Annotated in this window: 20 protein-coding genes and 2 pseudogenes; 9 read left to right on the top strand and 13 right to left on the bottom strand. The window is 70.8% G+C overall.

The genetic code is table 11. The features are described 5' to 3' along the window. Positions 1 to 7: 7 nt before the first annotated feature. The 3 genes from ACIBBD_RS01210 to panB all read right to left on the bottom strand — a co-directional run bounded on the left by ACIBBD_RS01210 (position 8) and on the right by panB (position 2,904). Positions 8 to 826 carry an ABC transporter permease gene (locus ACIBBD_RS01210; RefSeq protein ID WP_399417155.1) on the bottom strand — a complete coding sequence of 273 codons (819 nt, stop codon included), beginning with the start codon at positions 824 to 826 and terminating at the stop codon, positions 8 to 10. Further along, positions 823 to 1,848, bottom strand: a complete 1,026-nt coding sequence (locus tag ACIBBD_RS01205) for an ATP-binding cassette domain-containing protein (protein ID WP_399417154.1) — start codon at positions 1,846 to 1,848, stop codon at positions 823 to 825. The genes ACIBBD_RS01210 and ACIBBD_RS01205 overlap by 4 nt, the downstream gene beginning before the upstream one ends. A 189-nt stretch (positions 1,849 to 2,037) precedes the next feature. Further along, complete coding sequence (gene panB, locus ACIBBD_RS01200) at positions 2,038 to 2,904, bottom strand: 3-methyl-2-oxobutanoate hydroxymethyltransferase (protein ID WP_399417153.1); 867 nt, start codon at positions 2,902 to 2,904, stop codon at positions 2,038 to 2,040. A 274-nt stretch (positions 2,905 to 3,178) separates the two neighbouring features. Between panB and ACIBBD_RS01195 the strand changes: the two genes are divergently transcribed. From ACIBBD_RS01195 to ACIBBD_RS01180, 4 genes are all read left to right on the top strand, one after another. Next, on the top strand, positions 3,179 to 4,777 hold the full coding sequence (locus ACIBBD_RS01195) for an MFS transporter (RefSeq protein ID WP_399417152.1): 1,599 nt from the start codon (positions 3,179 to 3,181) through the stop codon (positions 4,775 to 4,777). A gap of 68 nt (positions 4,778 to 4,845) precedes the next feature. Then, positions 4,846 to 5,475 (top strand): TetR/AcrR family transcriptional regulator, encoded by a 630-nt coding sequence (locus ACIBBD_RS01190; RefSeq protein WP_399417567.1) that lies wholly within the window; start codon positions 4,846 to 4,848, stop codon positions 5,473 to 5,475. Between the two features lie 200 nt (positions 5,476 to 5,675). Continuing rightward, positions 5,676 to 6,734 (top strand): endonuclease/exonuclease/phosphatase family protein, encoded by a 1,059-nt coding sequence (locus ACIBBD_RS01185; RefSeq protein ID WP_399417151.1) that lies wholly within the window; start codon positions 5,676 to 5,678, stop codon positions 6,732 to 6,734. A 96-nt stretch (positions 6,735 to 6,830) separates the two neighbouring features. Next, entirely contained in the window at positions 6,831 to 8,051 is a 1,221-nt protein-coding gene (locus ACIBBD_RS01180) for an MFS transporter (RefSeq protein ID WP_399417150.1), read from the top strand. Between the two features lie 340 nt (positions 8,052 to 8,391). On the opposite strand, the gene ACIBBD_RS01175 is transcribed toward ACIBBD_RS01180, so the two are convergent. The 3 genes from ACIBBD_RS01175 to ACIBBD_RS01165 all read right to left on the bottom strand — a co-directional run bounded on the left by ACIBBD_RS01175 (position 8,392) and on the right by ACIBBD_RS01165 (position 12,067). Beyond that, positions 8,392 to 10,422, bottom strand: a complete 2,031-nt coding sequence (locus ACIBBD_RS01175) for an NAD(+) synthase (protein ID WP_399417566.1) — start codon at positions 10,420 to 10,422, stop codon at positions 8,392 to 8,394. Positions 10,423 to 10,793: 371 nt separating this feature from the next. Beyond that, positions 10,794 to 11,408 (bottom strand): DUF305 domain-containing protein, encoded by a 615-nt coding sequence (locus ACIBBD_RS01170; RefSeq protein WP_399417149.1) that lies wholly within the window; start codon positions 11,406 to 11,408, stop codon positions 10,794 to 10,796. After that, on the bottom strand, positions 11,405 to 12,067 hold the full coding sequence (locus ACIBBD_RS01165; protein ID WP_399417148.1) for a DUF3105 domain-containing protein: 663 nt from the start codon (positions 12,065 to 12,067) through the stop codon (positions 11,405 to 11,407). The genes ACIBBD_RS01170 and ACIBBD_RS01165 overlap by 4 nt, the downstream gene beginning before the upstream one ends. A gap of 193 nt (positions 12,068 to 12,260) precedes the next feature. Here ACIBBD_RS01165 and ACIBBD_RS01160 point away from each other — a divergent pair, with 193 nt between their 5' ends. Continuing rightward, complete coding sequence (locus ACIBBD_RS01160) at positions 12,261 to 12,698, top strand: RrF2 family transcriptional regulator (RefSeq protein ID WP_399417147.1); 438 nt, start codon at positions 12,261 to 12,263, stop codon at positions 12,696 to 12,698. 31 nt (positions 12,699 to 12,729) lie between these two features. Here the strand turns inward: ACIBBD_RS01160 and ACIBBD_RS01155 are convergent, their stop codons facing one another. Next, positions 12,730 to 13,914 carry a globin domain-containing protein gene (locus ACIBBD_RS01155; RefSeq protein ID WP_399417146.1) on the bottom strand — a complete coding sequence of 395 codons (1,185 nt, stop codon included), beginning with the start codon at positions 13,912 to 13,914 and terminating at the stop codon, positions 12,730 to 12,732. 318 nt (positions 13,915 to 14,232) lie between these two features. On the opposite strand from ACIBBD_RS01155, the gene glnA reads away from it, so the two are divergent. Next, entirely contained in the window at positions 14,233 to 15,594 is a 1,362-nt protein-coding gene (gene glnA / locus ACIBBD_RS01150; protein WP_399417145.1) for a type I glutamate--ammonia ligase, read from the top strand. Between the two features lie 335 nt (positions 15,595 to 15,929). After that, positions 15,930 to 16,406, top strand: a complete 477-nt coding sequence (locus ACIBBD_RS01145; RefSeq protein ID WP_399417144.1) for a hypothetical protein — start codon at positions 15,930 to 15,932, stop codon at positions 16,404 to 16,406. Between the two features lie 4 nt (positions 16,407 to 16,410). On the opposite strand, the gene ACIBBD_RS01140 is transcribed toward ACIBBD_RS01145, so the two are convergent. The 3 genes and pseudogenes from ACIBBD_RS01140 to ACIBBD_RS01130 all read right to left on the bottom strand — a co-directional run. Then, complete coding sequence (locus tag ACIBBD_RS01140) at positions 16,411 to 18,090, bottom strand: amidohydrolase (RefSeq protein ID WP_399417143.1); 1,680 nt, start codon at positions 18,088 to 18,090, stop codon at positions 16,411 to 16,413. Between the two features lie 112 nt (positions 18,091 to 18,202). Beyond that, complete coding sequence (locus ACIBBD_RS01135) at positions 18,203 to 18,649, bottom strand: VOC family protein (protein ID WP_399417142.1); 447 nt, start codon at positions 18,647 to 18,649, stop codon at positions 18,203 to 18,205. Positions 18,650 to 18,701: 52 nt separating this feature from the next. Next, positions 18,702 to 18,809 (bottom strand): annotated as a pseudogene (locus ACIBBD_RS01130) (pyridoxamine 5'-phosphate oxidase family protein); the annotation flags it as partial. A gap of 328 nt (positions 18,810 to 19,137) precedes the next feature. On the opposite strand from ACIBBD_RS01130, the gene ACIBBD_RS01125 reads away from it, so the two are divergent. Next, positions 19,138 to 22,140, top strand: coding sequence for a bifunctional [glutamine synthetase] adenylyltransferase/[glutamine synthetase]-adenylyl-L-tyrosine phosphorylase (locus ACIBBD_RS01125; RefSeq protein ID WP_399417141.1), 3,003 nt, complete (start codon positions 19,138 to 19,140; stop codon positions 22,138 to 22,140). 93 nt (positions 22,141 to 22,233) lie between these two features. Here ACIBBD_RS01125 and ACIBBD_RS01120 read toward each other — a convergent pair whose 3' ends face one another. Next, complete coding sequence (locus ACIBBD_RS01120; protein ID WP_399417140.1) at positions 22,234 to 23,247, bottom strand: DMT family transporter; 1,014 nt, start codon at positions 23,245 to 23,247, stop codon at positions 22,234 to 22,236. A gap of 72 nt (positions 23,248 to 23,319) precedes the next feature. Between ACIBBD_RS01120 and ACIBBD_RS01115 the strand changes: the two genes are divergently transcribed. Continuing rightward, positions 23,320 to 24,204 carry a LysR family transcriptional regulator gene (locus ACIBBD_RS01115; protein WP_399417139.1) on the top strand — a complete coding sequence of 295 codons (885 nt, stop codon included), beginning with the start codon at positions 23,320 to 23,322 and terminating at the stop codon, positions 24,202 to 24,204. Between the two features lie 3 nt (positions 24,205 to 24,207). On the opposite strand, the gene ACIBBD_RS01110 is transcribed toward ACIBBD_RS01115, so the two are convergent. Then, positions 24,208 to 25,068 carry a phosphatase PAP2 family protein gene (locus ACIBBD_RS01110; protein WP_399417138.1) on the bottom strand — a complete coding sequence of 287 codons (861 nt, stop codon included), beginning with the start codon at positions 25,066 to 25,068 and terminating at the stop codon, positions 24,208 to 24,210. Between the two features lie 67 nt (positions 25,069 to 25,135). Further along, a pseudogene (locus ACIBBD_RS01105) lies at positions 25,136 to 26,234 on the bottom strand (LacI family DNA-binding transcriptional regulator). Between the last annotated feature and the right edge of the window lie 98 nt (positions 26,235 to 26,332).

The raw sequence follows: 26,332 nt of genomic DNA, 5'->3' as shown, positions 1-26,332 counted from the left end.
CACGGCCTCAGCTCTTCGTACGGAACTTGTGGATCGCGACCGGCGCCATCACCGCCGTGACGGCCACCGACCAGGCGAGCGTCACCCACAGGTCGTGGGCGACCGGGCCGCCCACCATCAGCCCGCGGGCCGCGTCCGCGAGCGTGGACAGCGGGTTGTAGTCGGTGAACGCCTGGAGCCAGCCCGGCATCGACGCCGTCGGAGCGAAGATCGACGAGCCGAACTGCAGCGGGAACAGCACCAGGAAGCCCATCGCCTGAACGGACTGCGCGTTCTTCAGGACCACGCCCAGGGTGAGGAACACCCACATGATCGACGAGGCGAACGCCGTGGACAGGGCCACGGCCGCGAACAGACCGAGCCAGTGGTCGATGTCGAAACCGACCAGGACGGCGACGATCATCAGCACGGTCGTCGCGAACAGCATCCGCAGCAGTTCGACCGAGATCTTCGCGAACAGCACCGAGCCGCGCCCGATCGGCAGGGACCGGAAACGGTCCATGACACCGGAGTTGAAGTCCTGGCTGAATCCGGTCCCGACACCCTGCGACAGCGTCATGCTCATCATCGCGATCATGCCCGGGATCACGTACTGCACGTACCCGTCCTGCCCGCCGCCCAGGGCCTGCCCGATCGAGCCGCCGAAGACGTACACGAACAGCAGGGTGAAGACGACCGGCATCAGCAGCGCGTCGAACATCGACTCCGGGTCCTGCTTGATCCACAGCAGGTTGCGGCGGATCAGGGCCCCGGTGTGGCGCAGATGGCCGCGCAGCGGGATACGGACGTCGGCGTCCGCAGCGGTGGCGGTGGTGGTGGCGCTCATACGGCGACCTCCTCGTGGGCGTCGGCGGGCACGGCGTCCTGCGGGGCACTGGCGCGGTGGCCGGTGAGGGACAGGAACACCTCGTCCAGGCTGGGCAGTTCGGTGGTGACGGAGGAGAGCGTGATGCCGCGCGCGGTGACCGCGCCGAGCACGGCGGTCAGCTGCTCGTCGCTCAGCACCGGCACCAGCACCGAGTCGCGCTCGGCGTCCACGACGGTGGTGGCGAGCCCGGTGATGCCGAGTTCGTCCAGCGCCCGGGCCAGCGGCCGCAGGTGCCCCGGATCGGCGGGCCGCACGCGCAGGGTCCGGCCGCCCACCCGGGCCTTCAGCTCCTCGATGCCGCCGGTGGCGATGACCTTGCCCCGGTCGACGACGGTCAGTTCGGAGGCGAGCTGCTCGGCCTCCTCCATGTACTGGGTGGTCAGCAGCACCGTCACTCCGTCCCCGACCATCGCATCGACCTCGTCCCACACCTCGTTGCGGGTGCGCGGGTCGAGGCCGGTGGTCGGCTCGTCCAGGTACAGCACGGCCGGCCGCCCGATCATCGACGCGGCCAGGTCCAGCCGCCGCCGCATACCGCCGGAGTACGTCCCCGCGGGCCGCCGGGCCGCCTCCGTCAGCGAGAACCGCTCCAGCAGTTCGTCGGCGCGGGCCCGGGCGTCCTTGCGGGACAGGTCGAGCAGCCGCCCGATGAGGTACAGGTTCTCCCAGCCGGGGAGCTTCTCGTCCACGGAGGCGTACTGGCCCGTCAGCCCGATCACCCTGCGCAGCTGCCGGGGCTGCCGTACGACGTCGTAGCCGGCGACGGTCGCCCGGCCGGCGTCGGGGGACAGGAGGGTGGACAGGATCCGCACGAGGGTGGTCTTGCCGGCGCCGTTCGGCCCGAGCACCCCCATGACGGTGCCCTCCCGCACGTCCAGGTCGACGCCGTCCAGCGCCTTGGTCTCCCCGTAGTGCTTGGCCAGCCCCCGCACGGTCACGGCGCTTCCCGCGCCACCGGGGTTGTTGTCGATGCGTGTCATGCCGGGAACGCTGCCAGCGCCCACCGACAGATGGCCTACAGACCGCCGACACCGGTCCGCCGGCGTCGACAGGTCGCCCACGGACGCCGTCCGGCGGCGGCCGGGACGGGCACGGGGGAGCGGGGGCGGGAAAAACGCGGCAGCCCGCCGACGGGGGAAGATCGGCGGGCTGCCCTGTGCGGAGATGGCTCAGTGAACGCTGTGCTCCTCCTGGGGGAACGTGCCGCCGACGACGTCCTCCGCGAACGCCTTCGCCGCACCGCTCATGACCGCGCGCAGATCGGCGTACCGCTTCACGAACTTCGGGACCCGCCCACCGGTCAGCCCCAGCATGTCCGTCCACACCAGTACCTGCGCGTCCGTCTCCGGTCCGGCGCCGATCCCGACCGTCGGGATGTGCAGCACGCGCGTCACCTCGGCCGCCAGCTCCGCCGGCACCAGCTCCAGCACGACCGCGAACGCCCCCGCGTCCTGCACCGCCTTGGCGTCCCGCAGCAGCTGCGCCGCCGCCTCCTCACCACGGCCCTGGACGCGGTAGCCCATGGCGTTCACGGACTGCGGGGTGAGCCCGATGTGGGCCATGACCGGGATGCCGGACTCCACCAGCAGCTCGATCTGCCGGTGCGAGCGCTCGCCGCCCTCCAGCTTCACGGCCCCGACCCCGGCCTCCTTGACCAGCCGGGTCGCGCTGCGCAGTGCCTGGACGGGGCCCTCCTGGTACGAACCGAAGGGCAGGTCACCGACGATCAGGGCGCGCTGGGTGCCCCGGACGACCGCCGCCGACAGCATGGTCATCTCGTCCAGGGTGACGGGTACGGTCGTCTCGTACCCGAGGTGACAGTTGCCCGCCGAGTCGCCGACGAGCATCACGGGGATGCCGGCCTCGTCGAAGACGGACGCCGTCATCGCGTCGTAGGCGGTGAGCATGGGCCACTTCTCGCCGCGCTCCTTGGCGGCGGCGATGTCGCGGACGGTGATACGGCGTGTGCCCTTGCCTCCGTACAGCGCCTTGCTGCCGTCGGAGGACTTCGTCTGGGCAGCCGAAAGCTGCGTCATTGCAACGGCTCCTTACGTCATCTCGAGGCGCCCTCACGGCGTCCCCGGACCACCTCCATGGTGGCACCTCGTGCCAGGGAGGGCCAGAGTGCCCCCGGTGTGGCCGACACCTCACCGCCCGGCCCGCCGCCCCCGCCGGGCGAGCGCCGTGGTACCACCGGGCGAGCCCCGTCGTGCCGCCCCGGGCAAGGCGCCGGTAAAGGGAAGCGAAAGGAACCAGAAAGAATTTCGATACGAGACGGTCTCGTATCGAAATTCGCCTAGGGTCGGCGACATGACCACTCCCGTCGGCCCGGACCCCCGGGCCCACCGCATACCGGAAGCGGTGCGCCGGCGCCGCTGGGCGATCCTCGGTGTGCTGATGCTGAGCCTGCTGATCGTCGTCCTCGACAACTCGATCCTGAACGTCGCGATCAAGACCATCTCCACCCCCGCCCCCACCGGCCTGGGCGCCACCCAGAGCGAGCTGGAGTGGGCGATCAACTCCTACACGCTCGTCTTCGCGGGTCTGCTGTTCTCCGCCGGTCTCCTCGGCGACCGCGTCGGCCGCAAGAAGGTCCTGATCGGCGGCCTCGTCGTCTTCGGCATCGGCTCCGCGCTCGCCGCCGAGTCCGGCTCGCCCGCCCAGCTCATCGCCTTCCGCGCGCTGATGGCCCTCGGTGCCGCGTTCGTGATGCCCGCCACCCTCGCCGTCCTGATGAACGTCTTCGACCGCGAGGAGCAGCCCAAGGCGATCGGCGTCTGGGCGGGCGGCGTCGGGCTCGCCATCGCCATCGGCCCCATCACCGGCGGCCTCCTCCTGGACCACTTCTGGTGGGGCTCGGTCTTCCTCATCAACGTGCCGATCGTGATCGTCGCCGTGGCGCTGATGGTGTGGCTGGTGCCCGACTCCCGCGACCCCGCCCCCGGCCGGATCGACGCCGTCGGGGTCGTCCTGTCCGTCGTCGGCCTGGTCCTCCTCGTCTACGGCATCATCAGGGGCGGCGAGCTGGCCGACTTCACCGACCCGACCGTGCTGGCGACGATCGCCGCGGGTCTCGCCGTCCTCGTCGGGTTCGTCGTCTTCGAGAAGCGCAGCGACCATCCGTCCGTCGACGTCACCTACTTCCGGAACAAGGTGTTCTCGGCCGCGATCGCCGTCATCGCGCTGGTCTTCTTCGCGCTGATGGGCGTGACCTTCTTCTCGGTCTTCTACACCCAGAGCGTGCGCGGCTACTCGCCACTGCAGACCGGTCTGCTGATGCTGCCGCTGGCCGCCGCACAGATGATCTTCGCCCCGCGTGCCCGGCTCGTCGTCGACCGCTTCGGCATCAAGGCCACGACGACGACCGCCATGCTGGTCATCGCGGCGACGCTGGCCGCGTTCGCCACGCTGGACGAGGACACCCCGATCTGGCTCCTGGAGGTCGTCTTCTTCTGCATGGGCGCCGGAATGGCCCACATCATGACCCCGACCAGCGTCGTCATCATGCAGGCCCTGCCCCGCGAGAAGGCCGGCTCCGCCTCCGCCCTCAGCAACACCTTCCGCCAGGTCGGCGGCGCGCTCGGCATCGCCGTCCTCGGCTCGGTGCTGTCGACGTCGTACCGGGGCGGCATCGAGGACGACCTCGGCACACTGCCGGCCGGACTGCGCGACACGGCGGGGGAGTCCATCGAGGCGACCCTGGGCGTCGCGGCGAGGCTCGGCGCCCAGGGCGAGGCGCTGGTCGACCCGGCCAACGCGGCGTTCCTGCACGCGATGCACGTCACCGCGTGGTGGGGGGCCGCCGTGGCGGTCGTGGGCGCGGTGACCGTGGGCGTCTTCCTGCCCGGCAGGCCGAAGGAGCCTCAGGAGGCCACCCTCGACGGGGAGTTGACGGGGGCCAAGCCGTAGGACCGGACTGCGGCCGCACCCTGGGCGACAATCTCCCCAGTGCGAGGAAGGGACGGACGGACGTGGGCCTGACGGACAGCGGCACCGGTGTGGAGCAGCCCGGACGGGGGCGGCCCCGCAGTGAGGCGGTGGAGCGGGCCATCATCGAGGGGGCGATGAAGCTGCTGGAGGAGGGGGTTCCGCTCGGTGAGGTGTCCATCGAGCGGATCGCCCGGACCGCCGGCGTCGGCAAGGCGACCATCTACCGCCGCTGGAGCGGCAAGGAGGAACTCTTCGTCGACGTCCTGCGGGCCGCCGAACCGGAGGACCTCGAACTCCCCGGCACCTCCCTGCGCGAGGACCTGGTCGTGCTGCTGGAGTCGCTGCGCCGGCGCGGACTGGCCAACCGGTCCTCGGCGATCCTGTACAACGTCCGCGCGCAGATGAAGAGCAGCCCCAAGATCTGGGCCGCCTACCAGAACACGGTCGTCGGCCCCCGCCGCAGGGTCGGCCTCGACGTCCTGCGCCGAGGCCAGGAGAACGGCGAACTGCGCACCGACCTCGACCGCGAGCTGATGTACGACATGTTCGTCGGCCCCATGCTCGTCCGGGCCGTCCTGCAGCCCGACGCCGATCTCGCCGAGGGCCTCGCGGAGTTGATGGTCGACGCGCTGCTGGACGGTCTTCGGCCCGTCAGTTCCCCGCGGGACCGGCCCTGATGCGACGTCCGCGGCGCCGGACCCGTGTGCGCGTTTCGTCACAGAGCGGTCTTCGTGACGTGCGACCGGAACCCGTGACACCGGCCTGTTCGTCCTCGTGCAGGTACGGCCGTCATGGGACGGCAGGACCAGGGCCGTTCATCCCCTAGGGTCGTACTCGGGGGACGAACGATGTGCACGGCAGGCAGTGAGGCGACGGTATGGCGCAGCAGGCGTACATGACGGAGACGGACAACGGCGGCTCGGGGCCCGAGCAGCGGGGAGCCCGGCTTCGGCGCCTGATCGGACGCCTGGTCACACGGTTGTCCGCCGGCTGGCGCGGTGACCCGCGCATCTGGCGCCGGGGCGTCGTCGTGGCGGCGCTCGCGCTCGTCCTCTCCCTGGTGATGCTGGTGCACTCGCGCATCCCCAACCGCTTCGGCAACCTGGGCAGCCTGACGGAGACGTTCCTGCCCTGGCTGGGTCTGTTCATCCCGCTGCTGCTCCTGCTCGCGCTGGTGCGCCGCTCGGCGACCGCGCTGATCGCGGTGGTGATCCCGGCCGTCGTCTGGCTGAACCTCTTCGGCGGCCTGCTCTCCGACAAGACCGGCAGCGGCGGCAACCTCACCGTCGCCACCCACAACGTCAACGCCGACAACGCCGACCCCTCCGGCACCGCCCGCGACGTGGCGGCGTCCGGCGCGGACGTGCTGGCCCTGGAGGAGCTGACCGCCTCGGCGGTGCCGGTCTACGAGAAGGCGCTGGCGGCGACGTACAGGTACCACTCGGTGCAGGGCACCGTCGGGCTGTGGAGCAAGTACCCGTTGAGCGACGTCGCGGACGTCGACATCAAGCTCGGCTGGGTGCGCGCCATGCGGGCGACGGTCACGACGCCGCAGGGGCCGGTCGCGTTCTACGTCGCCCACCTGCCGTCCGTACGCGTCAAGCTCCAGGCCGGGTTCACCGCCCGGCAGCGCGACAAGAGCGCGGACGCGCTGGGCGAGGCGATCGCCGCCGACCCGCTGAGCCGCAAGATCCTGCTCGGCGACCTCAACGGCACCATGAACGACCGCTCCCTCAACGCCGTCACCTCCCAGATGCGCTCGGCGCAGGGCGCGGCGGGCAGCGGCTTCGGCTTCAGCTGGCCGGCGTCGTTCCCGATGGCGCGCATCGACCAGATCATGGTGACGGGCGTGGAGCCGGTCACCTCGTGGACCCTGCCGGAGACCGGCAGCGACCACCTGCCGGTCGCGGCTCGTGTGAAGGTCACCACACCGTAACCTCCCGGAATACTGGGCCGGGCAGAGTTTGTTCCGTACTTGAACATATTGCCCTTATGATCGACGGAACCCTCTCTGAAAGGCACAGGCTTCTTCATGCCCCTGGCCCTGCTCGCCCTGGCCGTGGGTGCCTTCGGCCTCGGCACCACCGAGTTCGTGATGATGGGACTTCTGCCCGACGTCGCGGACGACCTGCACGTCTCGATCCCGACCGCCGGACACCTGGTCTCCGCGTACGCCCTCGGCGTCGTCATCGGTGCCCCGCTGCTCGCGGCGGTGACGGCCCGCCTGTCCCGCCGCACGGTCCTGATCTCCCTGATGGGGCTGTTCGTTGCGGGCAACGCGCTGTCGGCGTTCGCCCCCGGCCACGAGTGGCTGCTGGCCGCCCGCTTCCTCAGCGGTCTGCCGCACGGCGCCTTCTTCGGGGTCGGCGCGGTGGTCGCCACCGGCATGGTCGCGCCCGAGCGCAAGGCCCGCTCGGTGTCGTTGATGTTCCTCGGCCTCACGGTCGCCAACGTGGCGGGCGTCCCGATGGCCACGCTGATGGGCCAGCACCTGGGCTGGCGGGCCACGTTCCTCGGCGTCAGCGCGATCGGGCTGGCGGCGATAGCGTCCCTGGCGCTCCTGATCCCCCACGACCACACGCACGCGCCCGCCGGCGGTCTGCGCGGCGAACTGGCGGCCCTGCGCTCGCTGCCGGTGTGGCTGGCGCTCGGCACGACGGTCGCCGGCTTCGGGGCGCTGTTCTCCGCGTACAGCTACATCACCCCGATGCTGACCGACGCCGCCGGGTACGCCGGCTCCCGCGTGACCCTGCTGCTGGCGCTGTTCGGCGTCGGCGCGACGATCGGCAACCTGCTGGGCGGCCGCCTCGCCGACCACGCGATGCGGCCCACCCTGTTCGGCGGCCTGGCGTCGGTGGTCGTGGTGCTGGCGCTGTTCCCGCTGCTGATGGACGCGGAGTGGAGCGCGGCGGTGGCGGTGACCCTGCTGGGCGTCGCCGCGTTCGTCACCGGTTCGCCGCTTCAGCTGATGGTGATGGAGAAGGCGTCGGCCGCCCCGTCCCTGGCGTCCTCCGCCAACCAGGCGGCCTTCAACCTCGCCAACGCCGGCGGCGCCTGGATCGGCGGCCTGGCCCTGGGGGCCGGCTTCGGCGTGACCTCGCCGGCGGTGGCCGGCGCGGGCCTCGCGGTGCTCGGCCTCGCGGTGGCGGGCGTGGCGTACACGGTGGACCGGCGGAGGGCTCCCCAGCCGGCCGGCCGGGCCCGGATCGTCGCGGCGGGGGCGTCGCAGCAGACGGAGCCGCTGCACCGCTGAGGCGGGCGCCGGGTTCCTCCTCGCCCCCGCCGCCCCTACCCGTCCCGTCCCCGGGGGGCTGCCGCCCCCTCGCTCCCGCTCGGGCCCTGAACGGGCCTCGTCCCGGAACGCCGGACGGGCTGGAAACAGCTGGGTGAGGGACGCCCGGACGGGACGGAGTCCGGGCGGGGCCACGCCCCCTGAGGCGCGCGGGGAACTGCGGCGCGACCGGCCCCACGGCGCGCCCGCGCCCGCAGATGTGCCGGACCCCGTACGGCGCGGCGGACGGGGTCCGGGGCGGAGCCCCGGGGAGGGGCTCCCGGACCTGCCGAGTCGGGCGGGTGGGTGGACGAAGGGCCGGTTACCCGTCGAAACGGGCGAGGTCCCGCAGCCAGGCCCGTGCCGAGCTGTCGGACGGGGCGCGCCAGTCGCCGCGCGGCGAGAGCGAACCGCCAGCCGAGACCTTCGGCCCGTTCGGCATGGCCGAGCGCTTGAACTGCGCGAACGCGAAGAAGCGGCGGCAGAAGACCTCCAGCCAGCGCCGGATCTCCGGCAGGTCGTACGCGACCCGCTTGGCCTCCGGGAAGTTCGGCGGCCAGGCGCCGGCCTCCGGGTCGTGCCAGGCGTGCCAGGCCAGGAAGGCGATCTTCGACGGCCGGAAGCCGTACCGCAGTACATGGAAGAGCGTGAAGTCGTGCAGCGCGTACGGGCCGATCTTCGACTCGGTGGACTGCATCTCCTCGCCCGGCACCAGCTCCGGGCTGATCTCCGTGTCGAGGATCGCGGCCAGCGTCCTGCCGGTCTCCTCGTCGAACTGGCCGCTGCTGATGACCCAGCGGATCAGATGCTGGATCAGCGTCTTCGGCACGCCCGAGTTGACGTTGTAGTGGCTCATCTGGTCGCCCACGCCGTACGTGGACCAGCCGAGCGCCAGCTCCGACAGGTCGCCGGTCCCCAGCACGATGCCGCCGCGCTGGTTGGCGAGCCGGAACAGGTAGTCGGTGCGCAGGCCCGCCTGCACGTTCTCGAAGGTGACGTCGTACACCGGCTCGCCCGAGGCGAACGGGTGGCCCATCTCCCGCAGCATCAGCCGTGCGGTCGGCGTGATGTCCAGCTCGGCCGCGGTGACGCCGAGCGAGTTCATCAGCTTGTGAGCGTTGTCCTTGGTGTGGTCGCTGGTGGCGAAGCCGGGCAGCGTGAAGGCCAGGATGTCGCTGCGCGGTCGGCCCGCGCGGTCCATCGCGCGGGCGGCGACGATCAGCGCGTGCGTGGAGTCCAGGCCGCCGGACACCCCGATGACCACCTTCGGGCCGCCGATCGCCGCCAGCCGCTGCTGGAGGCCCTCGACCTGGATGTTGTACGCCTCGAAGCAGTCCTGGGCGAGGCGTTCGGGGTCGGCCGGCACGAACGGGAAGCGCTCCAGGCGACGGCGCAGGCCCAGGTCGGTGAGCGGTGGGTCGAGCGTGAACGTGACCGTCCGGAAGTCGGAGGTCCGCGCGCTGTGCGTACGACGGTTGTCGTCGAACGTGCCCATCCGCTGCCGCTCCTGCCGCAGCAGGTCGAGGTCCACGTCGGCCACCGCGTACTCGTCGCCCAGCGGGAACCGCTCGGTCTCCGCCAGCAGCACGCCGTTCTCGTAGATCATGGTCTGGCCGTCCCAGGACAGGTCCGTGGTCGACTCGCCGAGTCCGGCCGCCGCGTAGACGTACGCCGCGAGGCAGCGGGAGGACGCCGAGCGGCACAGCAGCTTGCGGTCCTCGGCCCGCCCGACCGTGATCGGGCTGCCCGAGAGGTTCACCAGGACGGTCGCGCCGGCGAGGGCCGCCTCCGCGCTCGGCGGCACCGGCACCCACATGTCCTCGCAGATCTCCGCGTGCAGCACGAGGCCGGGAACGTCCCCCGCCTCGAACAGCAGATCCACGCCGAACGGTACGGCCTCGCCGCCGACGCGGATCGACCCGCCGCGCTCGTCGGCGCCGTCACCGATCTGCCGGCGCTCGTAGAACTCCCGGTAGTTCGGCGGGTACGACTTGGGTACGACACCGAGGACGCGGCCACGGTGCACGATCACCGCGCAGTTGTAGATCCGGTTGCGGTGGCGCAGCGGGGCACCGACGACCAGCACCGGCAGCAGCTCGGCCGAGCCGGCCACCACCTCCTGGAGCGCCTCCTCGACCTGGTCGAGCAGCGCGTCCTGGAGCAGCAGATCCTCGATCGAGTAGCCGCACAGCCCAAGCTCCGGGAAGACGGCGACGGCCACCCCCTCCTCGGCGCACCGGCGCGCGTGGCGCAGGACCGCTTCGGCGTTGGCATGCGGTTCCGCGATGACGGTGTGGCCCGTACATGCGGCGACACGTGCGAAGCCGTGCTGATAGATCGACCAGAAGTTCATCGGAGGCACGCGGGTCAGTGTAATCGTCAGAGCGACGCGATGGGGTGACGCGTGATGTTGGATACCCCACGCCACCGTCGTCCGGGTGCCGTCGTCAACGGCACCTGTACGACTGCGCGTAGCCGCTCGCGGGTGTGCCCACGCCTGGTGATGCCGCTCGCCGGCCCGCCGGTGATCAGGGGCGGTGCCGCCGCCCCGCGCGCTCCGGCGCGCGGCACGGCGCGGTGGACCGAGCCGGCGCGCGGGGCCTCGCGCGCCGGGCTCCACGGCCTCGGCTTCGGGCCCGGGCTGCACCGCCCCGGCTTCCCGCCGGGCTACTACGGCCTCGGCTTCGCGCCGGGCTCCACAAGCCTCGCGCTTCGCGCCGGGCCCTACGGCCTCGGCTTCGCGCCGCGTTCCGCGAGCAGGTCCGTCATGAGCTCGATCTCCGACTCCTGCCCGTCGACCATGCCCTGCGCGAGCCGCTTCTCCACCCCGACCGTGCACCGGGCGGCACAGCCCTCGGCCATGTGGACGCCGCCCTTGTGATGGTCCGTCATGAGCTGGAGGTAGAACACCTCTGCCTGCCGGCCGTCGAGCGTGCCGAGCTTCTTCATCTCGGCGTCGGTGGCCATGCCCGGCATCAGCGCGCCGTCCTCGCCGGAGGCCATGCCGCCCATGCCCATCCAGGCCATCGGCTCGTCCGACGACACCTTCGGCAGACCCCACAGGTCGAGCCAGCCGATCAGCATGCCGCGCTGGTTGGCCTGCGTCTGCGCGATGTCGTAGGCCAGCCGCCGCACCTCCTCGTCCGTCGTCCGGTCGCGCACGATGTACGACATCTCGACGGCCTGCTGGTGGTGCACCGCCATGTCCCGGGCGAAGCCGGCGTCCGCGGAGCCGGTGGACGGGACGTCGGCGCCGTCGTCCCCGGCGACGGAGTAGCTGACCGCGCCGGCCGCGACCAGCACCCCGGCCACGGCCACGGCGACGCCGGCGTACCTCACTGCGACAGACCGCCCGTGCACGCGGCACCCGGCTCGGGCGTCTGCTCGCCCTGCACGAACTTCTCGAGGAACGCGGCCACGGCCGGGTCGTTCGCGCCGGTCACCGCCCGCTGGTGCCCCCACGCGGTGAGCATGATCGGGTCGGCCTGCCTGTCGTCCGGGCTCATGAACGTGTACGGCGTCTTCCGCACCTTCGCCGCCAGCGCCTCGACCTCCGCCTCGGGGGCCGTGCTGGTGTACGTCACCCAGACCGCGCCGTGCTCGAGCGAGTGCACGGCGTTCATGTTGTTCAGCGCCTTGGTGTAGACGTTCCCGTTGCAGTTCATCCACGCCTGGTGGTGATCGCCGCCGACCGGGGGCTCCATCGGGTACGTCACGGTCTTGGTGACGTGGGTGCGCCCGAGCGTCCCCTTCCACGTCTTCACGCCGTCCGAGCCGGTGACGAACTTCCCCGGAGTCGCCTTCGCGTCGGTGGAGGAGTCGTCGTCCGACCGCGACTGCACGAGGAACACGCTCCCCGCGACGAGCCCGGCGACCACGACGGCGCTTGCCGCGATGGTGAGGACGCGGTTGCGCCGCTCACGCGTCTGCTCGGCTCGCCGCATCTCCTCTATGCGCGCCTTGCGCGCCGCGCTGGTGCTGTTCTTGGCGGAACCCATGGGGTCTGTCCTTCGGCAAAGGGGCGGACGGGGCGGACGGGGGCCGTGCGGATGTTCGGGTCAGCTGATCGTAATGGCGGAGACGGGGATGTCGTAGGCAGCTCACAGCCAAGAAGAGGCGAGGAGGACCGGGGTCATCGGGTCGTCGGAGAATAATTTGAAGCGTGGATGCGCATTATCTACGCTTCCTGTCATGCGGCTGTTGCGATCCACCGACCTCGCGCTGCGCGTGCTCATGCGGCTCGCGGTGGCGGGCGGGACCACCCCCACGACGCGCGAGGTGGCGGCCGCGATGCAGGTTCCCTACACCCACACGGCCAAGGTCGTGGCCGAACTCCAGCACATGTCGCTGCTGGAGGCCCGCCGCGGCCGGGGCGGCGGCCTCGCCCTGACCGAGAAGGGCCGCACGGCGTCCGTGGGCGCGGTCGTCCGCGCCTTCGAGGGCGACGGCGACGTGGTCGACTGCGAGGGCGGCGCGGCCCCCTGCCCCCTGAACGCGGCCTGCCGCCTCCGAGGCGCCCTGCGCCGTGCCCAGGAGGCCTTCTTCGCGTCCCTCGACCCGCTGACGGTCTCGGACATGGTGGCGGAGCCGACGGGACCGCTGCTGCTGGGGATCCCCCGGCTGGGGTGATCCCCAGCCCGCCCCGCGCTCCACCCCCGCCTCAGGCCCCTGCCAGCCAGAGGTCCGGGCCGAACACCTCGTAGTGCACGTCCGCCGGAGAGACACCCTTGTCGATCAGCTGGGCGCGTACCGCGCGCATGAAGGGGAGCGGGCCGCACAGGTACGCGCGGGTGCCGGGAAGGACGGGCACGTCCGTGAGGTCGGCGAGGCCGGTGTGGGTGCCGTCGGGGGCGTCCTGTTCGTACCAGAGGTGGACGGTGGCCCCGGGGAGCTTCGCCGCGTACGTCCCGTGGTCGGCGCGCAGGGCGTGGTCGGCGGGGGAGCGGTCGGCGTGGACGACCGTGACCGGGGCGCGGTGGCCGGTGGCCGCGAGGTGGGCCAGCATCGGGATCATCGGGGTGACGCCGATGCCGGCCGAGGCCAGCAGGAGGGGCGCGGCGGGGGCGTCGTCCAGGACGAGGTCGCCGTACGGCTCCGACAGGTCCAGCACGCTGCCCACCTGCACGCGCGCGTGCAGGTGGTGGGAGACCTCGCCGTCCGGGGCCGTACCGCCCGAGACCCGCTTCACGCTGATCTGGCGTACGTCCGCGTCCGGCGCCCCGCAGAGGCTGTACTGGCGGATCTGGTGGGCGCCGTCGGGGAGTTCGGTGCGGACGGAGACGTACTGGCCGGGCCGGAAGTCGCGGACCGGGGCGTCGTCGACGGGGCGGAGGCGGAACGTGACGACGTCCGGGGTCTCACGGACGCGTTCCACGACCTGCCAGGGCCGCCAGGCGTGAGCCCCCCGCTCCTCGTACGACCGCTTCTCGATCGCGATCAGCACGTTCGCCATCAGCCAGTAGACCTCGGTCCAGGCGGCCGCGACCTCGGGGGTGACCGCCTCGCCGAGGACGTCGGCGATGGCGACGAAGAGGTGCTGGTGGACGACCGCGTACTGCTCGGGCGCGACGCCGAGGGAGGCGTGCTTGTGGGCGATGCGGGTGAGCATCGCGTCGGGGCGGGCGTCCGGGTGCTCGACGAGGTGCGTGGCGAAGGCGGCTATGGAGCCGGCCAGGGCCTGGCGCTGGGTGCCGGCGGCCTGGTTGCCGCGGTTGAACAGGTCGCGCAGCAGCCCGGGGTGGGCGGCGAACAGGCCGCCGTAGAAGCGTTCGGTGATCTCACCGATGGCCGCCCCGACGACGGGGAGCGTGGCGCGGACGGTGGCTGCGGACTGTTCGGACAGCATGGGGCCTCCTAGGGGCGCGTGCCGGACCCTGCTCGGCGTCCGGCGGTCGGCACGGTAGTGAAACTTGCATCTGAGACACAAATTAAGAGGGCCGGTGGGACGGAGGGGACCGGGCATTACGGATGTCAGTCCGAGCAGGCAAGATGGGCGGCAGAGCGGTACACCTGCCGTACGCGAGGCGTTCAGGCCGAGGTCGCCGCAGCGATCAAGGTCCGCAACGCGCATGAAATGCTGTTGTGGTGGGATGCTCAGGTGCCCGACCGTCTCCCGTGGGACGGGGGGCAGGCGGCCTGACCAGCAAGGATGGGGAAGCGGAAGATGGACAAGCAGCAGGAGTTCGTGCTCCGGACGTTGGAGGAGCGTGACATCCGGTTCGTACGCCTGTGGTTCACGGACGTGCTGGGCTTCCTCAAGTCCGTCGCCGTGGCCCCGGCCGAGCTGGAGCAGGCGTTCGACGAGGGGATCGGCTTCGACGGCTCCGCCATCGAGGGCTTCGCCCGCGTCTACGAGTCCGACATGATCGCCAAGCCGGACCCGTCCACCTTCCAGGTCCTGCCCTGGCGCGCCGAGGCCCCCGGCACCGCCCGCATGTTCTGCGACATCCTCATGCCGGACGGCTCCCCGTCCTTCGCCGACCCGCGGTACGTGCTCAAGCGTGCCCTGGCCCGCGCCTCCGACCTGGGCTTCACCTTCTACACGCACCCCGAGATCGAGTTCTTCCTCCTGAAGGACCGCCCGCTCGACGGCTCGCGCCCCACCCCCGCCGACAACTCCGGCTACTTCGACCACACCCCGCAGAACATCGGCATGGACTTCCGCCGCCAGGCGATCACCATGCTGGAGTCCATGGGCATCTCGGTCGAGTTCTCCCACCACGAGGGCGCCCCCGGCCAGCAGGAGATCGACCTGCGCTACGCCGACGCCCTGTCGACCGCCGACAACATCATGACCTTCCGCCTGGTCATGAAGCAGGTGGCGCTGGAGCAGGGCGTCCAGGCGACCTTCATGCCGAAGCCGTTCTCCGAGCACCCCGGCTCCGGCATGCACACCCACCTCTCCCTCTTCGAGGGCGACCGCAACGCCTTCTACGAGTCCGGCGCCGAGTACCAGCTCTCCAAGGTCGGCCGCTCCTTCATCGCCGGTCTGCTCAAGCACGCGGCGGAGATCTCCGCCGTCACCAACCAGTGGGTCAACTCCTACAAGCGCATCTGGGGCGGCTCCGAGCGCACCGCCGGCGCCGGCGGCGAGGCCCCCTCGTACATCTGCTGGGGCCACAACAACCGCTCGGCCCTGGTCCGCGTCCCGATGTACAAGCCCGGCAAGACGGGCTCGGCCCGCATCGAGGTCCGCTCCCTCGACTCCGGCACCAACCCCTACCTCGCCTACGCCATGCTGCTCGCCGCCGGCCTCAAGGGCGTCGAGGAGGGCTACGAGCTCCCGCCCGGGGCCGAGGACGACGTGTGGGCCCTCTCCGACGCGGAGCGGCGCGCCATGGGCATCGAACCGCTCCCGCAGAACCTGGGCGAGGCCCTCACCCTGATGGAACGCAGCGACCTCGTCGCCGAGACCCTCGGCGAGCACGTCTTCGACTTCTTCCTGCGCAACAAGCGCCAGGAGTGGGAGGAGTACCGCAGCGAGGTCACCGCCTTCGAACTGCGGAAGAACCTGCCGGTGCTGTAGGCGCGGGTCAGGTCGGGATCCCGCCGAGACGATTCCGAGGGGCCGACGGTCGTTGACCGTCGGCCCCTTTGTGTCTCACTGCTCGGCCGTCTCTGGGTCGTCAGAGCGAAGGTCAAGGCGCGCTGGAGCCGCCCTTGTCACGCTGCGGCAACAAGGGGCTCAGGCGGTCCCACACTCGAACCGACATGACTCTGTGGCCACAGATTCTCCTGCTTCCTTCGATGTAGGAGCGCATTCACCCGCATTCACCTGTCCGTGCCGATGGTGCAGGCAGGGGTGTAAGGCAGCCGATCGGGGAAGGTTCACAGGCGTATTTCGGGTCACGAGGGGGGACCTTGAGCACTCTGATCTTCGGCATCATAGCTTCAGCGGCAGCCGTGTTCTCGATTCTGTTTTCTGCCTGGCAGATTCGCCAACTGACGCAGCAGACAGCTATCACCAACGGAATCGCAGCCGCATCAGCCATCAACAACAGTGTCGAAAGGCTCCACAACGTCGGTACGCTCATCTTTCAACATCCGCAGCTCAATCGGTACTTCTTTCACGGTGCTGCTGTTCCAGAGCCTGGGGATGAGAGGGAACAGGTCCTGACTCTGGCGCACATGTTCGCTGATGCTCTCGACTACGGCCTCATGATCAAATCACTGGCTCCGGGAACGAGTGAGTATGATTGCTGGGATCATTACGTGGCCGGAATGTTCGCAACGTCTCCTGCTGTCCGGCAGGTCGTTCTCGATCACCCATCCTGGTGGCCGACACTGGCGCCGCATCTTCCGGAGCAGTCGCGGAGAGCCACTGCGCCGCGTATGTGATTAGCTAGCTTCCCGCGTCGTAGACGACTGAGCCGCCAGCCACTGTGAGTCGCACGCGGGCATCGGAAATGGGTGCCGCACGGTCCGTGACGAATCCTGGGGCGAAAATATCGGTGTCCAGCAGAACAAGGTCGGCGCGGCTTCCCACCGAGATGCGGCCGCCCTGATCGTCGTGGTTGACGTACGCAGAGCCAGCAGTGAATGCGTCCAGGGCATCGTCCAGACTAATGCGTTGTTCGGGGAGAAACGGGGGGCGGTCACGGTCCTGGGGTGAGGTTCTCGTGACAGCCACCTCAAGTTGCTCCAGGGGGTCCGCTGTGGTCACTGCCCAGTCGCTCCCCATGGCAAGTCGCGTTCCTGAGGAGTGCAACGCTGCAAACGGAAACTGAAGCCTGGCCCGCTCCGCTCCGAGGAAAGGGATCGTGAGATCGTCTCTTTCGCTTGCGCTCTGCGCCCAGAACGTTTGACAATTGGCTACAACGTTCAACTCGCTGAAGCGGGCTACGTCTTCTGGCTGGACGACCTGTACATGGGCTATGTGATGGCGCCGGTCATTATCGCCGTTCAAGGAGCGGGCGCGGGAAATCGCATCGAGACTCTCTCGTACGGCGCGGTCTCCAATCGCATGAAAGTGGACCTGAAATCCCTGAGCATCGAGTTCCGTGACGGCGGCGGTCAATAAATGTCGATCCAGATAGGTGACGCCCCGTTGGCCGGTATGTCCACCACACCCGTCACAGTATGGCTCCAGTAGAGCACCGGTGAAGTTCTCCAGCACGCCGTCCGTCATGATCTTCACTGAGGTGGGGAAAAATCCCGAGCCCAAGTGTGCCATGGGTGAGACAGAAGCGAGGCCATGTTCCCTGCGCTCCAACAGTTCAGGGAGCTGTTCCATTTCCCGGTTCCTGTCCCACCAGAGTGCGCCGACGACTCGGGCCGTCAATCGCCCTTGAACGGCGAGTGAATCGTAGGCGGATTGGGTCGCGGGGGTGACCCAGGCGTCCTGCCAGCCAGTGACACCGAGGGAGTGCAGGTAACGCTGAGCATCAAGAATCGCCGCTTCCCACTCATTCTGTGCTGGCTGCGGAACAAAGTGGTCGTTGACCCGGTATGCCGCGCCTTCCTGCAAGGTCCCCAATGGGTCGCCGGTAAGTGGGTCACGCTCGATGCGACCGTCGACGGGGTCCGGGGTGTCCTTCGTGATGCCGGCCACCTCAAGTGCCCGAGAGTTGAGCCATGCTCCGTGCAGATCGCCATTGAATAGAAATACTGGCCGGTCAGGTACGACAGTGTCCAAGTCCTCCTTCCGCGGGCAACCATTGGGAAAGTATTCTGCCGCCCAACCACCACCAACGATCCAGGCATGGGAAGTATGGTGATGGGCGTAGGCGGCGATCGCCTCGAGGTAGGCCGATCGCCCCTTCACGTCATGAAGAGAGAGACGTCGTCTATCAAGGCCCGCGAAGGGCGCGTGCACGTGACTGTCCTGAAAGCCTGGGACAACCAGCCCTCCAGGTGACTCGATTACCCTCGTATGGGGTCCGATCAGGTCGCGAACGCTGGAAAAGTCGTGCCCGATCGCGGAAATTCTGCCTCCGCTGACAGCTACAGCTCCGGCCCAGTGCCCCCGACCGAGGCGGACCCGAGCTCCAGTCAGAACGAGATCTGCGGTCGACCTGCGCATGCGTCCTCCCAGAGCGGCGGCTCCCATATCGCGGCATCGGTGTGAGCCCCGGGCCCGCGCAGGGGAAAGGGGCGGCTGTCTCAGGCCGCCCCTTTGCCCATCCCCCTTCTCCTTACGACTCCCGTCGTGCCAGGTCCGCCAGTACCTGGTGCAGCGGTTCCGTGGCGCGGCGGCGGTACTCCTGGATCGACCAGCCGTTGCCGTCCGGGTCGGTGAAGTACATGAAGGTGGCGCCGTCGTCGGGGGTGTAGGTGACGGGGTCGGAGACGTCCAGGCCGCGCTCCACGAGCTCGGCGCGGGCGGCCTTGATGTCGGCCACGCACAGCTGGAGGCCCTGGTAGGACCCGGGTGCGGGACGCGAGCCCTTCGCCATCTCCCAAATGCTGTCGCCCAGGGCGATCGAGCAGCCCGAGCCCGGCGGTGTCAGCTGGACGATCCGCATGCCCGGCATGACCTCCTGGTCGATGTCCACGTGGAAACCGACCTTGTCGCGGTAGAAGTCACGGGAGCGGTCGATGTCGCTGACGGGCAACGGGATCACTTCGAGCGTGTACTGCATCGATGGTCCTCTCGATCGCCTGGGGCGCAGTCGGTCGGTCATGCCGGTCGTGTCATGCGAACCGCCAGCGCGTCTGGCTGAACGGCTCCCCCTTACCGAAGCCGAAAACAGTCCGCGGCGCCACCGAAACGACCAAGGCGCGTCCGGGGCCGTGAGGGAAGAAGCGTCGGGCGTCGAGGCGGGTCCGGGGTCGGTGGACGGTCATCGGGTACCTCCTGCGCGTCGGCGTCCGCTCTCCGGGATCGTCCCCGGCACGGACGGTCCGGGACCGATCGCCTCCGGAGAGATCTCCGGGGCCCACGTCCTTCGGGCAGGACGTCTGTCGGGAACGGTTCTCGACAGGACGTCCCTCGAGCACACGTCACCCGGTCTTTCCCGGGCAGACACGTCCCGCGGCCGGGACTCATCGCCGCCCACCCCGGCGCTTCCCCCGGCCTCTCCGGTTAGGCTCGAGCCGTACGACCTTGATCGGAGTCGAGGAGGCCGGGATGGCAGGGCCGGGGCGCAGAAGCAGTACCTTCACGCGGCTGCTGCGGCACGGTTTCACCGACCCCTCCGCCGCCGAGCGGCTCCTCGACAGCACCGAGCTCTCCCTGGTGCGCGACGACCCCGTGCTGCTGGAAGCCCTGGGGCGCACCGCTGATCCGGATCTCGCCCTGCTCGGGCTGGTGCGGTTGCTGGAGGCGCAGCCGGCGGGCACCGCGCGGCGCCGGCTGCTCGACACGGTCATAGCGGCCAAGCCGTTGCGGGACCGGCTGCTGGGGGTGCTCGGGGCGTCCGCCGCGCTCGCAGACCATCTGTCCCGGCACCCGCGGGACTGGGAGGCGCTCGTCACGTACGAGCCGCGCGACCTCCATCCCGGGGTGGAGGAGTTCCAGCGGGGGCTCGCCGAGGCCACCGATCCGGTGTCGCTGCGTGTCGCCTACCGGCGGTGTCTGTTGTCCATCGCCGCCCGGGACGTCTGCGGGACGACCGACGTCGCCGAGACCGCCGCCGAGCTCGCCGACCTGGCCACGGCCACCCTGCGGGCCGCGCTCGGTCTCGCGTGCGCCGCGGCGCCCGAGGACGCCGCGTTGTGCCGGCTCGCCGTCATCGCGATGGGCAAGTGCGGTGGGCACGAGCTGAACTACGTGTCGGACGTCGACGTCATCTTCGTGGGCGAGGCCGTCGACGGGGCCGACGAGGGCAAGGCCCTGCGGGCCGCCACCAAGCTCGCCTCGCACATGATGCGGATCTGCTCCGAGACCACCGTCGAGGGCTCCATCTGGCCCGTCGACGCCAACCTGCGGCCCGAGGGGCGCAACGGTCCGCTGGTGCGGACGCTGAGCAGTCACCTCGCCTACTACCAGCGATGGGCGAAGACCTGGGAGTTCCAGGCGCTGCTGAAGGCCCGGCCGGTCGCCGGTGACCTCGCCCTGGGCGAGGAGTACGTCGCCGCCGTCGAGCCGCTGGTGTGGCAGGCCGCCGAGCGGGAGAACTTCGTCGCCGACGTGCAGAAGATGCGCCGGCGCGTCGTCGAGAACATCCCGGTCGCCGAGGTCGAACGGGAGCTGAAGCTGGGACCCGGTGGGCTGCGGGACGTCGAGTTCGCCGTGCAACTGCTGCAGTTGGTGCACGGGCGGGCCGACGCGTCCCTGCGCAGCGGTACGACGCTCGACGCCCTGCAGGCGCTGGCCGCGGGCGGGTACGTGGGGCGCGCAGACGCCGTGCAGCTCGATGAGGCGTACCGGTTCCTGCGGTCGATGGAGCACCGGATCCAGCTGTACCGGTTGCGGCGGACCCACCTCGTTCCGGAGGGTGAGGCCGATCAGCGGCGGCTCGGGCGGTCGATGGGTCTGCGAGCCGATCCCGTGGGCGAGCTGAACCGGGAGTGGAAGCGGCACGCCGCCGTGGTGCGGCGGCTGCACGAGAAGCTGTTCTACCGCCCGCTGCTGGACGCGGTCGCCCAGCTTCCCACCGGCGAGGCCCGCCTGAGCAGCGAGGCGGCTCGGGAGCGGCTGGTCGCACTGGGGTACGCCGATCCCGCGTCGGCGTTGCGGCATCTGGAGGCGCTGGCCTCGGGAGTGACGCGGAAGGCGGCCATCCAGCGGACGCTGCTGCCCGTGCTGCTCGGGTGGTTCGCCGATTCCGCCGATCCGGACGCCGGGCTGCTCAACTTCCGCAAGGTGTCGGACGCGTTGGGGAAGACCCCCTGGTACCTGCGGCTGCTCCGGGACGAGGGGGCCGCCGCGGAGAACCTCGCGCGGGTGCTGTCCGCCGGGCGGCTCGCCCCCGACCTGCTGATGCGCGCGCCCGAGGCGGTCGCGCTGCTCGGCGACGGCGACGGTGACGGCGGAGGACTGGAGCCGCGGGGCCGGCACCACCTGGAGCAGGAGATACTCGCCACGGTCGGGCGGGCGGAGAACGGGCAGCAGGCGGTCACGGCGGCACGCGGGGTCCGGCGGCGCGAGCTGTTCCGTACGGCCGCCGCGGACATCGTCAGCTCCTACGGCACCGAGACGCAGCCCGCCGAGCCGGATCAGGGGGCCCTGGTCGACCGGGTCGGCTCCGCCGTGTCCGACCTGACGGCCGCCACGCTGGCCGGGACACTGCGTGCCGTGGTGCGGGACGGGTGGGGGGAGACCCTGCCCACGCGGTTCGCGGTCATCGGCATGGGGCGCTTCGGGGGACACGAGCTGGGTTACGGGTCGGACGCGGACGTGCTGTTCGTGCACGAGCCGCAGGACGGGGTCGACGAGAGGGAGGCCGCCGAGGCCGCCAACCGGGTCGTCTCCGAGATGCGGCGGCTGTTGCAGGTGTCCAGCGCCGATCCGCCGTTGCTGATCGACGCGGATCTGCGGCCCGAGGGGAAGTCCGGTCCGCTGGTGCGGACATTGAAGTCGTACGAGGCCTACTACCGGCGGTGGTCGCTGGTGTGGGAGTCGCAGGCGCTGCTGAGGGCCGAGCCGGTCGCGGGGGACGAGGAGCTGGGGCGGCGGTTCCTCGAGCTCGTCGACCCGTTGCGGTATCCGCGGGGCGGGCTCGGGGAGGAGGCCGTGCGGGAGATCCGGCGGCTCAAGGCCCGGATGGAGTCGGAGCGACTGCCCCGGGGCGCTGATCCCAAGCTGCACACCAAGCTGGGGCCGGGCGGGCTGTCCGACGTGGAGTGGACCGTGCAGTTGCTGCAACTGCGGCACGGGTGGGAGCAGGCCGGGCTGCGGACGACCCGGACCCGGGACGCGCTGACCGCCGCGCGGGAGGCGGGGCTGATGTCCGCGGAGGACGCGGAGATCCTGGACGAGGCGTGGGTGCTGGCCACGCGCGTGCGGAACGCGGTGATGCTCGTGCGGGGGCGGGCGGGCGACACGTTTCCCTCCGACGCGCGGGAAGTGGCCGCTGTGGGGCGGTACCTGGGATACGGGCCGGGGCACGTGGGCGACATGCTCGACGACTACCGGCGGACCGCCCGGCGGGCCCGGGGGGTCGTGGAGACCCTGTTCTACGGCGGGTAGCGGCCTACGGGGACGGCGGGCGGCGGCTCACGGCGACGGGGGGAGCGGCGGCGGCTTACGGCGACGGCGGGAAGCGGCTCACGGCGACGGCGGCTACCGGGTACGCCCGGGATACGGCCCGTACGGCGTCTGCTCTCCGGACAGGCTCGTCCCCCCGGCCGCGCGCCGCTGGGCGACAGGCTGCGACGCACCGTCACGGTCCGCTCCCGCGGCTCCCGCGGCTCCCGCCGCCGTCCGGTGGACGCGGGGCGTCCGCTTGCGGGTCATCGCCACTCCACCGAGGATCACCGCCATGCCCGCCAGGACGCGCGCGTTGAGTTCCTCGTCGAGGAAGAGGGTGCCCAGGGCCACCGACACGACCGGGAGCAGGTAGCCGACCGTTGCCGCGGTGGTCGGGCCCTCGTCCGCGATGAGGCGGTAGTTGAGGTAGAAGGTGACGCCCGTGCCCAGGACGCCCAGGGCCGTGACCGCCAGGAGCGCGGTGAGGTCGGGGGCGAGGGCGCCGGCCGTGGGGAGCGACAGGGTGGTCCAGGCCGTGGCCATGAGGAGCTGGGCCGCCGACATGGCCAGGGGGGCGTCCCGGGTGGTGAGGGTGCGGGCCATGTAGGTGAAGGCGACCGCGTAGCTGGCGGCCGCGGTCAGCAGGGCGAGGGCTCCCCAGCTGAGCAGGCCGGTGTGGTGCCAGGGGGCGAAGATCAGGAGCGTGCCGGCGAAGCCCAGGAGGAGGCCCGTCAGCCGTACCGGGTGCAGACCGCGGTCCGTGCCGAGGAGGACGCCGATGAGGAGGGACCAGAGGGGGGTGGTGGCGTTCAGCACGCCCGCGAGGCCGGAGTCGACCGTCTGCTCGCCCAGGCTGAACAGGGCGAAGGGGATGGCGTTGCAGAAGAGGGCGGCGATGCTGAGGTGGGTCCAGGTGGCGCGGCCGCGGGGGAGGCGCTGGCCTGCTCCGCGGGCCAGGAGGAGCAGCACCGCCGTGCCCAGGGCGCAACGGACGATCGTGATCTGGGCCGGGGTCAGGCCGTGGGTGAGGGCGAGTTTGATCCAGAGGAAGCCCGACCCCCAGAGGAGGGCCAGAGCCGCCATGCGCAGGGTCGAGGCGAGGGACATGCCGCTTACGATGGCCGCCCCGTTGTGTGAGGACAAGTGAAACGTTCTTGAGTGTTCGTTAAGCTGAGCTGCATGCTTGATGTGCGGCGGATGCAGGTGTTGCGGGCTGTGGTGGGGACGGGCTCGGTGACCGCTGCCGCGGCCCGGCTGGGGTACACGCCGTCCGCGGTGAGTCAGCAGGTCGCCGCGCTGGAGAAGGAGGCGGGGGTCGAGCTGCTGGAGCGGGTGGGACGGGGGGTGCGCCCCACGGCTGCCGGGCTGTTGCTCACCGAGTACGCCGATGCCATCGGACGGCAGGTCGCCGAGGCGGAGACGGCCCTGGCCGACCTGGTGGCGGGGCGCACCGGGCGGCTGGCCGTGCGGTACTTCGCCACCGCGGGTGCCGGGCTCGTGGCCCCCGCCGTGGCGCGGGTGCGCCAGGAGCACCCGGGGGTGCGGGTCGAGCTGAGGCTCGCCGAGCCGGGGGAGGCACTGGCGGACGTGAAGGAGGGGCGGGCCGATCTCGCCCTGCTGGTGCGTACGGAGGCGAGCGACGGCCTGCGGCTGGAGCGGCTGCTGGACGATCCCTATCTCGCCGTACTGCCCCGGGGGCACCGGCTTGCCGCGCGGCGGAGTGTGCGGCTGGAGGAGCTGGCCGAGGAGGCGTGGGTGGGGAGCGAGTGGCCCGGGCCCTGTCTCGACGCTCAGCTGGACGCCTGTGCCCTCGCCGGGTTCCGGCCGCGGTTCGTCGTCGAGAGCGAGGACTACGTGACCGCTCAGGGGTTCGTGGCCGCGGGGCTGGGCGTGGCGCTCGTTCCCCGGCTGGGGCTCGGCAGCAGGCACCCGGGGGTCGTCGTACGGGAGGTGCGTGATCCGGTGCCGGTGCGCGGCATCCAGGCGGCGGTGCGGGCGAGCGCGCCCTCGCAGCCTGCCGTGGAGTTCTTCATCGAGGCGCTGCGGACGGCCGCCGACGGGTGAGCCTCACGCCTCGGTGGGCAGCGTCGCCCTCGGCCGCGCTCGGGCGGGCACCAGCTTCGGCAGGGCGTACGGCAGCGCTCCGTACCAGACCAGCGCCACCGTGAAGCCGAACGTCAGGCACAGGACGCCGCCCACGGCGTCCAGCCAGAAGTGGTTGGCGGTGGCGACGATGACCACCAGGGTGGCCACCGGGTAGACCAGGCCGAGGACGCGGACCCACGGGATGGTGGCCAGGGCGTAGATCGTCAGGCCGCACCACAGGGACCAGCCGATGTGCATGGACGGCATCGCGGCGTACTGGTTCGACATGTTCTTCAGGTCGCCGGAGGCCATCGAACCCCAGGTCTGGTGGACCACGACCGTGTCGACGAAGCGGCCGCCGCTCATGAGGCGCGGGGGCGCCAGGGGGTACAGGTAGTAGCCGACCAGGGCCACGCCCGTGGTGGCGAAGAGAGCCAGCCGGGTGGCCGCGTAGCGGCCGGGATGGAGGCGGTAGAGCCACACCAGGACACCGAGCGTCACGACGAAATGCAGGGTGGCGTAGTAGTAGTTCATGCCGACGACGAGCCAGGTCACCGAGTTCACCGCGTGGTTGACCGACTGCTCCACGGCGATGCCCAGGTGCTGCTCGGCCTTCCAGATCCAGTCGGCGTTGCGCAGTGCCTCGGCCTTCTGTTCCGGGACCGCGTTGCGGATGAGTGAGTACGTCCAGTAACTCACCGCGATCAGCAGGATCTCGAACCAGAGACGCGGGCGGCGGGGGGCGCGCAGGCGGTGCAGCCGGCCCTGACCCCGCTCGGCCGTGACGGGCTGTGGAACGGCCTGCTCACGGCCTTCCAGTGGCGTCACGGTCGATTCGCTCATGGACACAGAGTCTGCCAGATAAGCCTTCTTCCCAGATCATCCCCTGGTGCCCTCCGGCCCGCATGTTCTACGCCCGGGAGACCCCTACGGGGTACGCCTGCCGCATACCCGGCCGTGCTCCTTCTCCGCCCTGCGGACGAGGGCGGTCACCGGGGGGCCGAGGCCGTGGAGCCGCGTACGACGAGTTCCGGCATGAAGACGAACTCGCTGTGCGGGGCCGGGGTGCCGCCGATCTCCTCCAGGAGCGTGCGGACCGCCGCCTGGCCCATCGCCGGGACCGGCTTGCGGACCGTGGTCAGCGGCGGGTCGGTGAAGGCGATCAGGGGGGAGTCGTCGAAACCGACGACGGAGACGTCCCGGGGCACCGCCAGCCCGCGCTGCCGTGCCGCGCGTATCGCGCCCAGGGCCATCATGTCGCTGGCGCAGACCACGGCCGTGCAGGCGCGGTCGATCAGGGCCGTCGCGGCCGCCTGGCCGCCCTCCAGGGTGTAGAGGGAGTGCTGGACGAGGTCCGACTCGATCGTCTCCGCGCTCAGGCCCACCTGGTCCTGCATGGCGCGGACGAAGCCCTCGATCTTGCGCTGGACCGGCACGAAGCGCTTCGGGCCGAGGGCCAGGCCGATGCGGGTGTGGCCCAGCGAGGCGAGGTGGGTGACCGCGAGGGTCATCGCCGCGCGGTCGTCGGGGGAGATGAAGGGGGCCTGGACCTTCGGGGAGAAGCCGTCGACGAGGACGAAGGGGACGCCCTGGGCACGCAGCTGCTCGTAGCGCTGCATGTCGGCCGTGGTGTCCGCGTGCAGGCCGGAGACGTAGATGATGCCGGCGACCCCGCGGTCGACCAGCATCTCGGTCAGCTCGTCCTCGGTGGAGCCGCCCGGGGTCTGCGTGGCGAGGACCGGGGTGTAGCCCTGACGGGTCAGCGCCTGGCCGATGACCTGGGCCAGGGCCGGGAATATCGGGTTCTCCAGCTCGGGCGTGATCAGGCCGACCAGGCCCGCGCTGCGCTGCCGCAGACGGACCGGGCGCTCGTACCCCAGCACGTCGAGGGCGGCGAGCACGGACTGGCGGGTGGTGGCGGCGACGCCCGGCTTCCCGTTGAGGACGCGGCTGACGGTCGCTTCGCTCACCCCCGCCTGCGCAGCGATGTCGGCAAGCCGTGTGGTCACAGGGGTGGACTGTACCGGCCAGGTGTCGCCTTGCACACCAATCGGACGCCGTGGGCGGCCGGGAGTACGGCCGACCCGGGGCTGCTGCGTCATCGCGC

The organism is Streptomyces sp. NPDC051315, from assembly GCF_044455165.1.
Lineage (GTDB): Bacteria > Actinomycetota > Actinomycetes > Streptomycetales > Streptomycetaceae > Streptomyces.
The sequence above is the reverse complement of the archived record's forward strand: the minus strand, read 5'-3'. Positions and strand labels throughout refer to the sequence as shown.

Excerpts from the sequence above, each read along its gene's own strand:
- ACIBBD_RS01210 (WP_399417155.1), bottom strand. The coding sequence starts at position 826 with ATGAGCGCCACCACCACCGCCACCGCTGCGGACGCCGACGTCCGTATC.
- ACIBBD_RS01155 (WP_399417146.1), bottom strand. The coding sequence starts at position 13,914 with ATGCTGTCCGAACAGTCCGCAGCCACCGTCCGCGCCACGCTCCCCGTC.
- glnA (WP_399417145.1), top strand. The coding sequence starts at position 14,233 with ATGGACAAGCAGCAGGAGTTCGTGCTCCGGACGTTGGAGGAGCGTGAC.
- ACIBBD_RS01180 (WP_399417150.1), top strand. The coding sequence starts at position 6,831 with ATGCCCCTGGCCCTGCTCGCCCTGGCCGTGGGTGCCTTCGGCCTCGGC.
- ACIBBD_RS01175 (WP_399417566.1), bottom strand. The coding sequence starts at position 10,422 with ATGAACTTCTGGTCGATCTATCAGCACGGCTTCGCACGTGTCGCCGCA.
- ACIBBD_RS01115 (WP_399417139.1), top strand. The coding sequence starts at position 23,320 with ATGCTTGATGTGCGGCGGATGCAGGTGTTGCGGGCTGTGGTGGGGACG.
- ACIBBD_RS01110 (WP_399417138.1), bottom strand. The coding sequence starts at position 25,068 with ATGAGCGAATCGACCGTGACGCCACTGGAAGGCCGTGAGCAGGCCGTT.
- panB (WP_399417153.1), bottom strand. The coding sequence starts at position 2,904 with ATGACGCAGCTTTCGGCTGCCCAGACGAAGTCCTCCGACGGCAGCAAG.
- ACIBBD_RS01125 (WP_399417141.1), top strand. The coding sequence starts at position 19,138 with ATGGCAGGGCCGGGGCGCAGAAGCAGTACCTTCACGCGGCTGCTGCGG.
- ACIBBD_RS01160 (WP_399417147.1), top strand. The coding sequence starts at position 12,261 with ATGCGGCTGTTGCGATCCACCGACCTCGCGCTGCGCGTGCTCATGCGG.
- ACIBBD_RS01165 (WP_399417148.1), bottom strand. The coding sequence starts at position 12,067 with ATGGGTTCCGCCAAGAACAGCACCAGCGCGGCGCGCAAGGCGCGCATA.
- ACIBBD_RS01120 (WP_399417140.1), bottom strand. The coding sequence starts at position 23,247 with ATGTCCCTCGCCTCGACCCTGCGCATGGCGGCTCTGGCCCTCCTCTGG.
- ACIBBD_RS01195 (WP_399417152.1), top strand. The coding sequence starts at position 3,179 with ATGACCACTCCCGTCGGCCCGGACCCCCGGGCCCACCGCATACCGGAA.
- ACIBBD_RS01205 (WP_399417154.1), bottom strand. The coding sequence starts at position 1,848 with ATGACACGCATCGACAACAACCCCGGTGGCGCGGGAAGCGCCGTGACC.
- ACIBBD_RS01135 (WP_399417142.1), bottom strand. The coding sequence starts at position 18,649 with ATGCAGTACACGCTCGAAGTGATCCCGTTGCCCGTCAGCGACATCGAC.
- ACIBBD_RS01140 (WP_399417143.1), bottom strand. The coding sequence starts at position 18,090 with ATGCGCAGGTCGACCGCAGATCTCGTTCTGACTGGAGCTCGGGTCCGC.
- ACIBBD_RS01185 (WP_399417151.1), top strand. The coding sequence starts at position 5,676 with ATGGCGCAGCAGGCGTACATGACGGAGACGGACAACGGCGGCTCGGGG.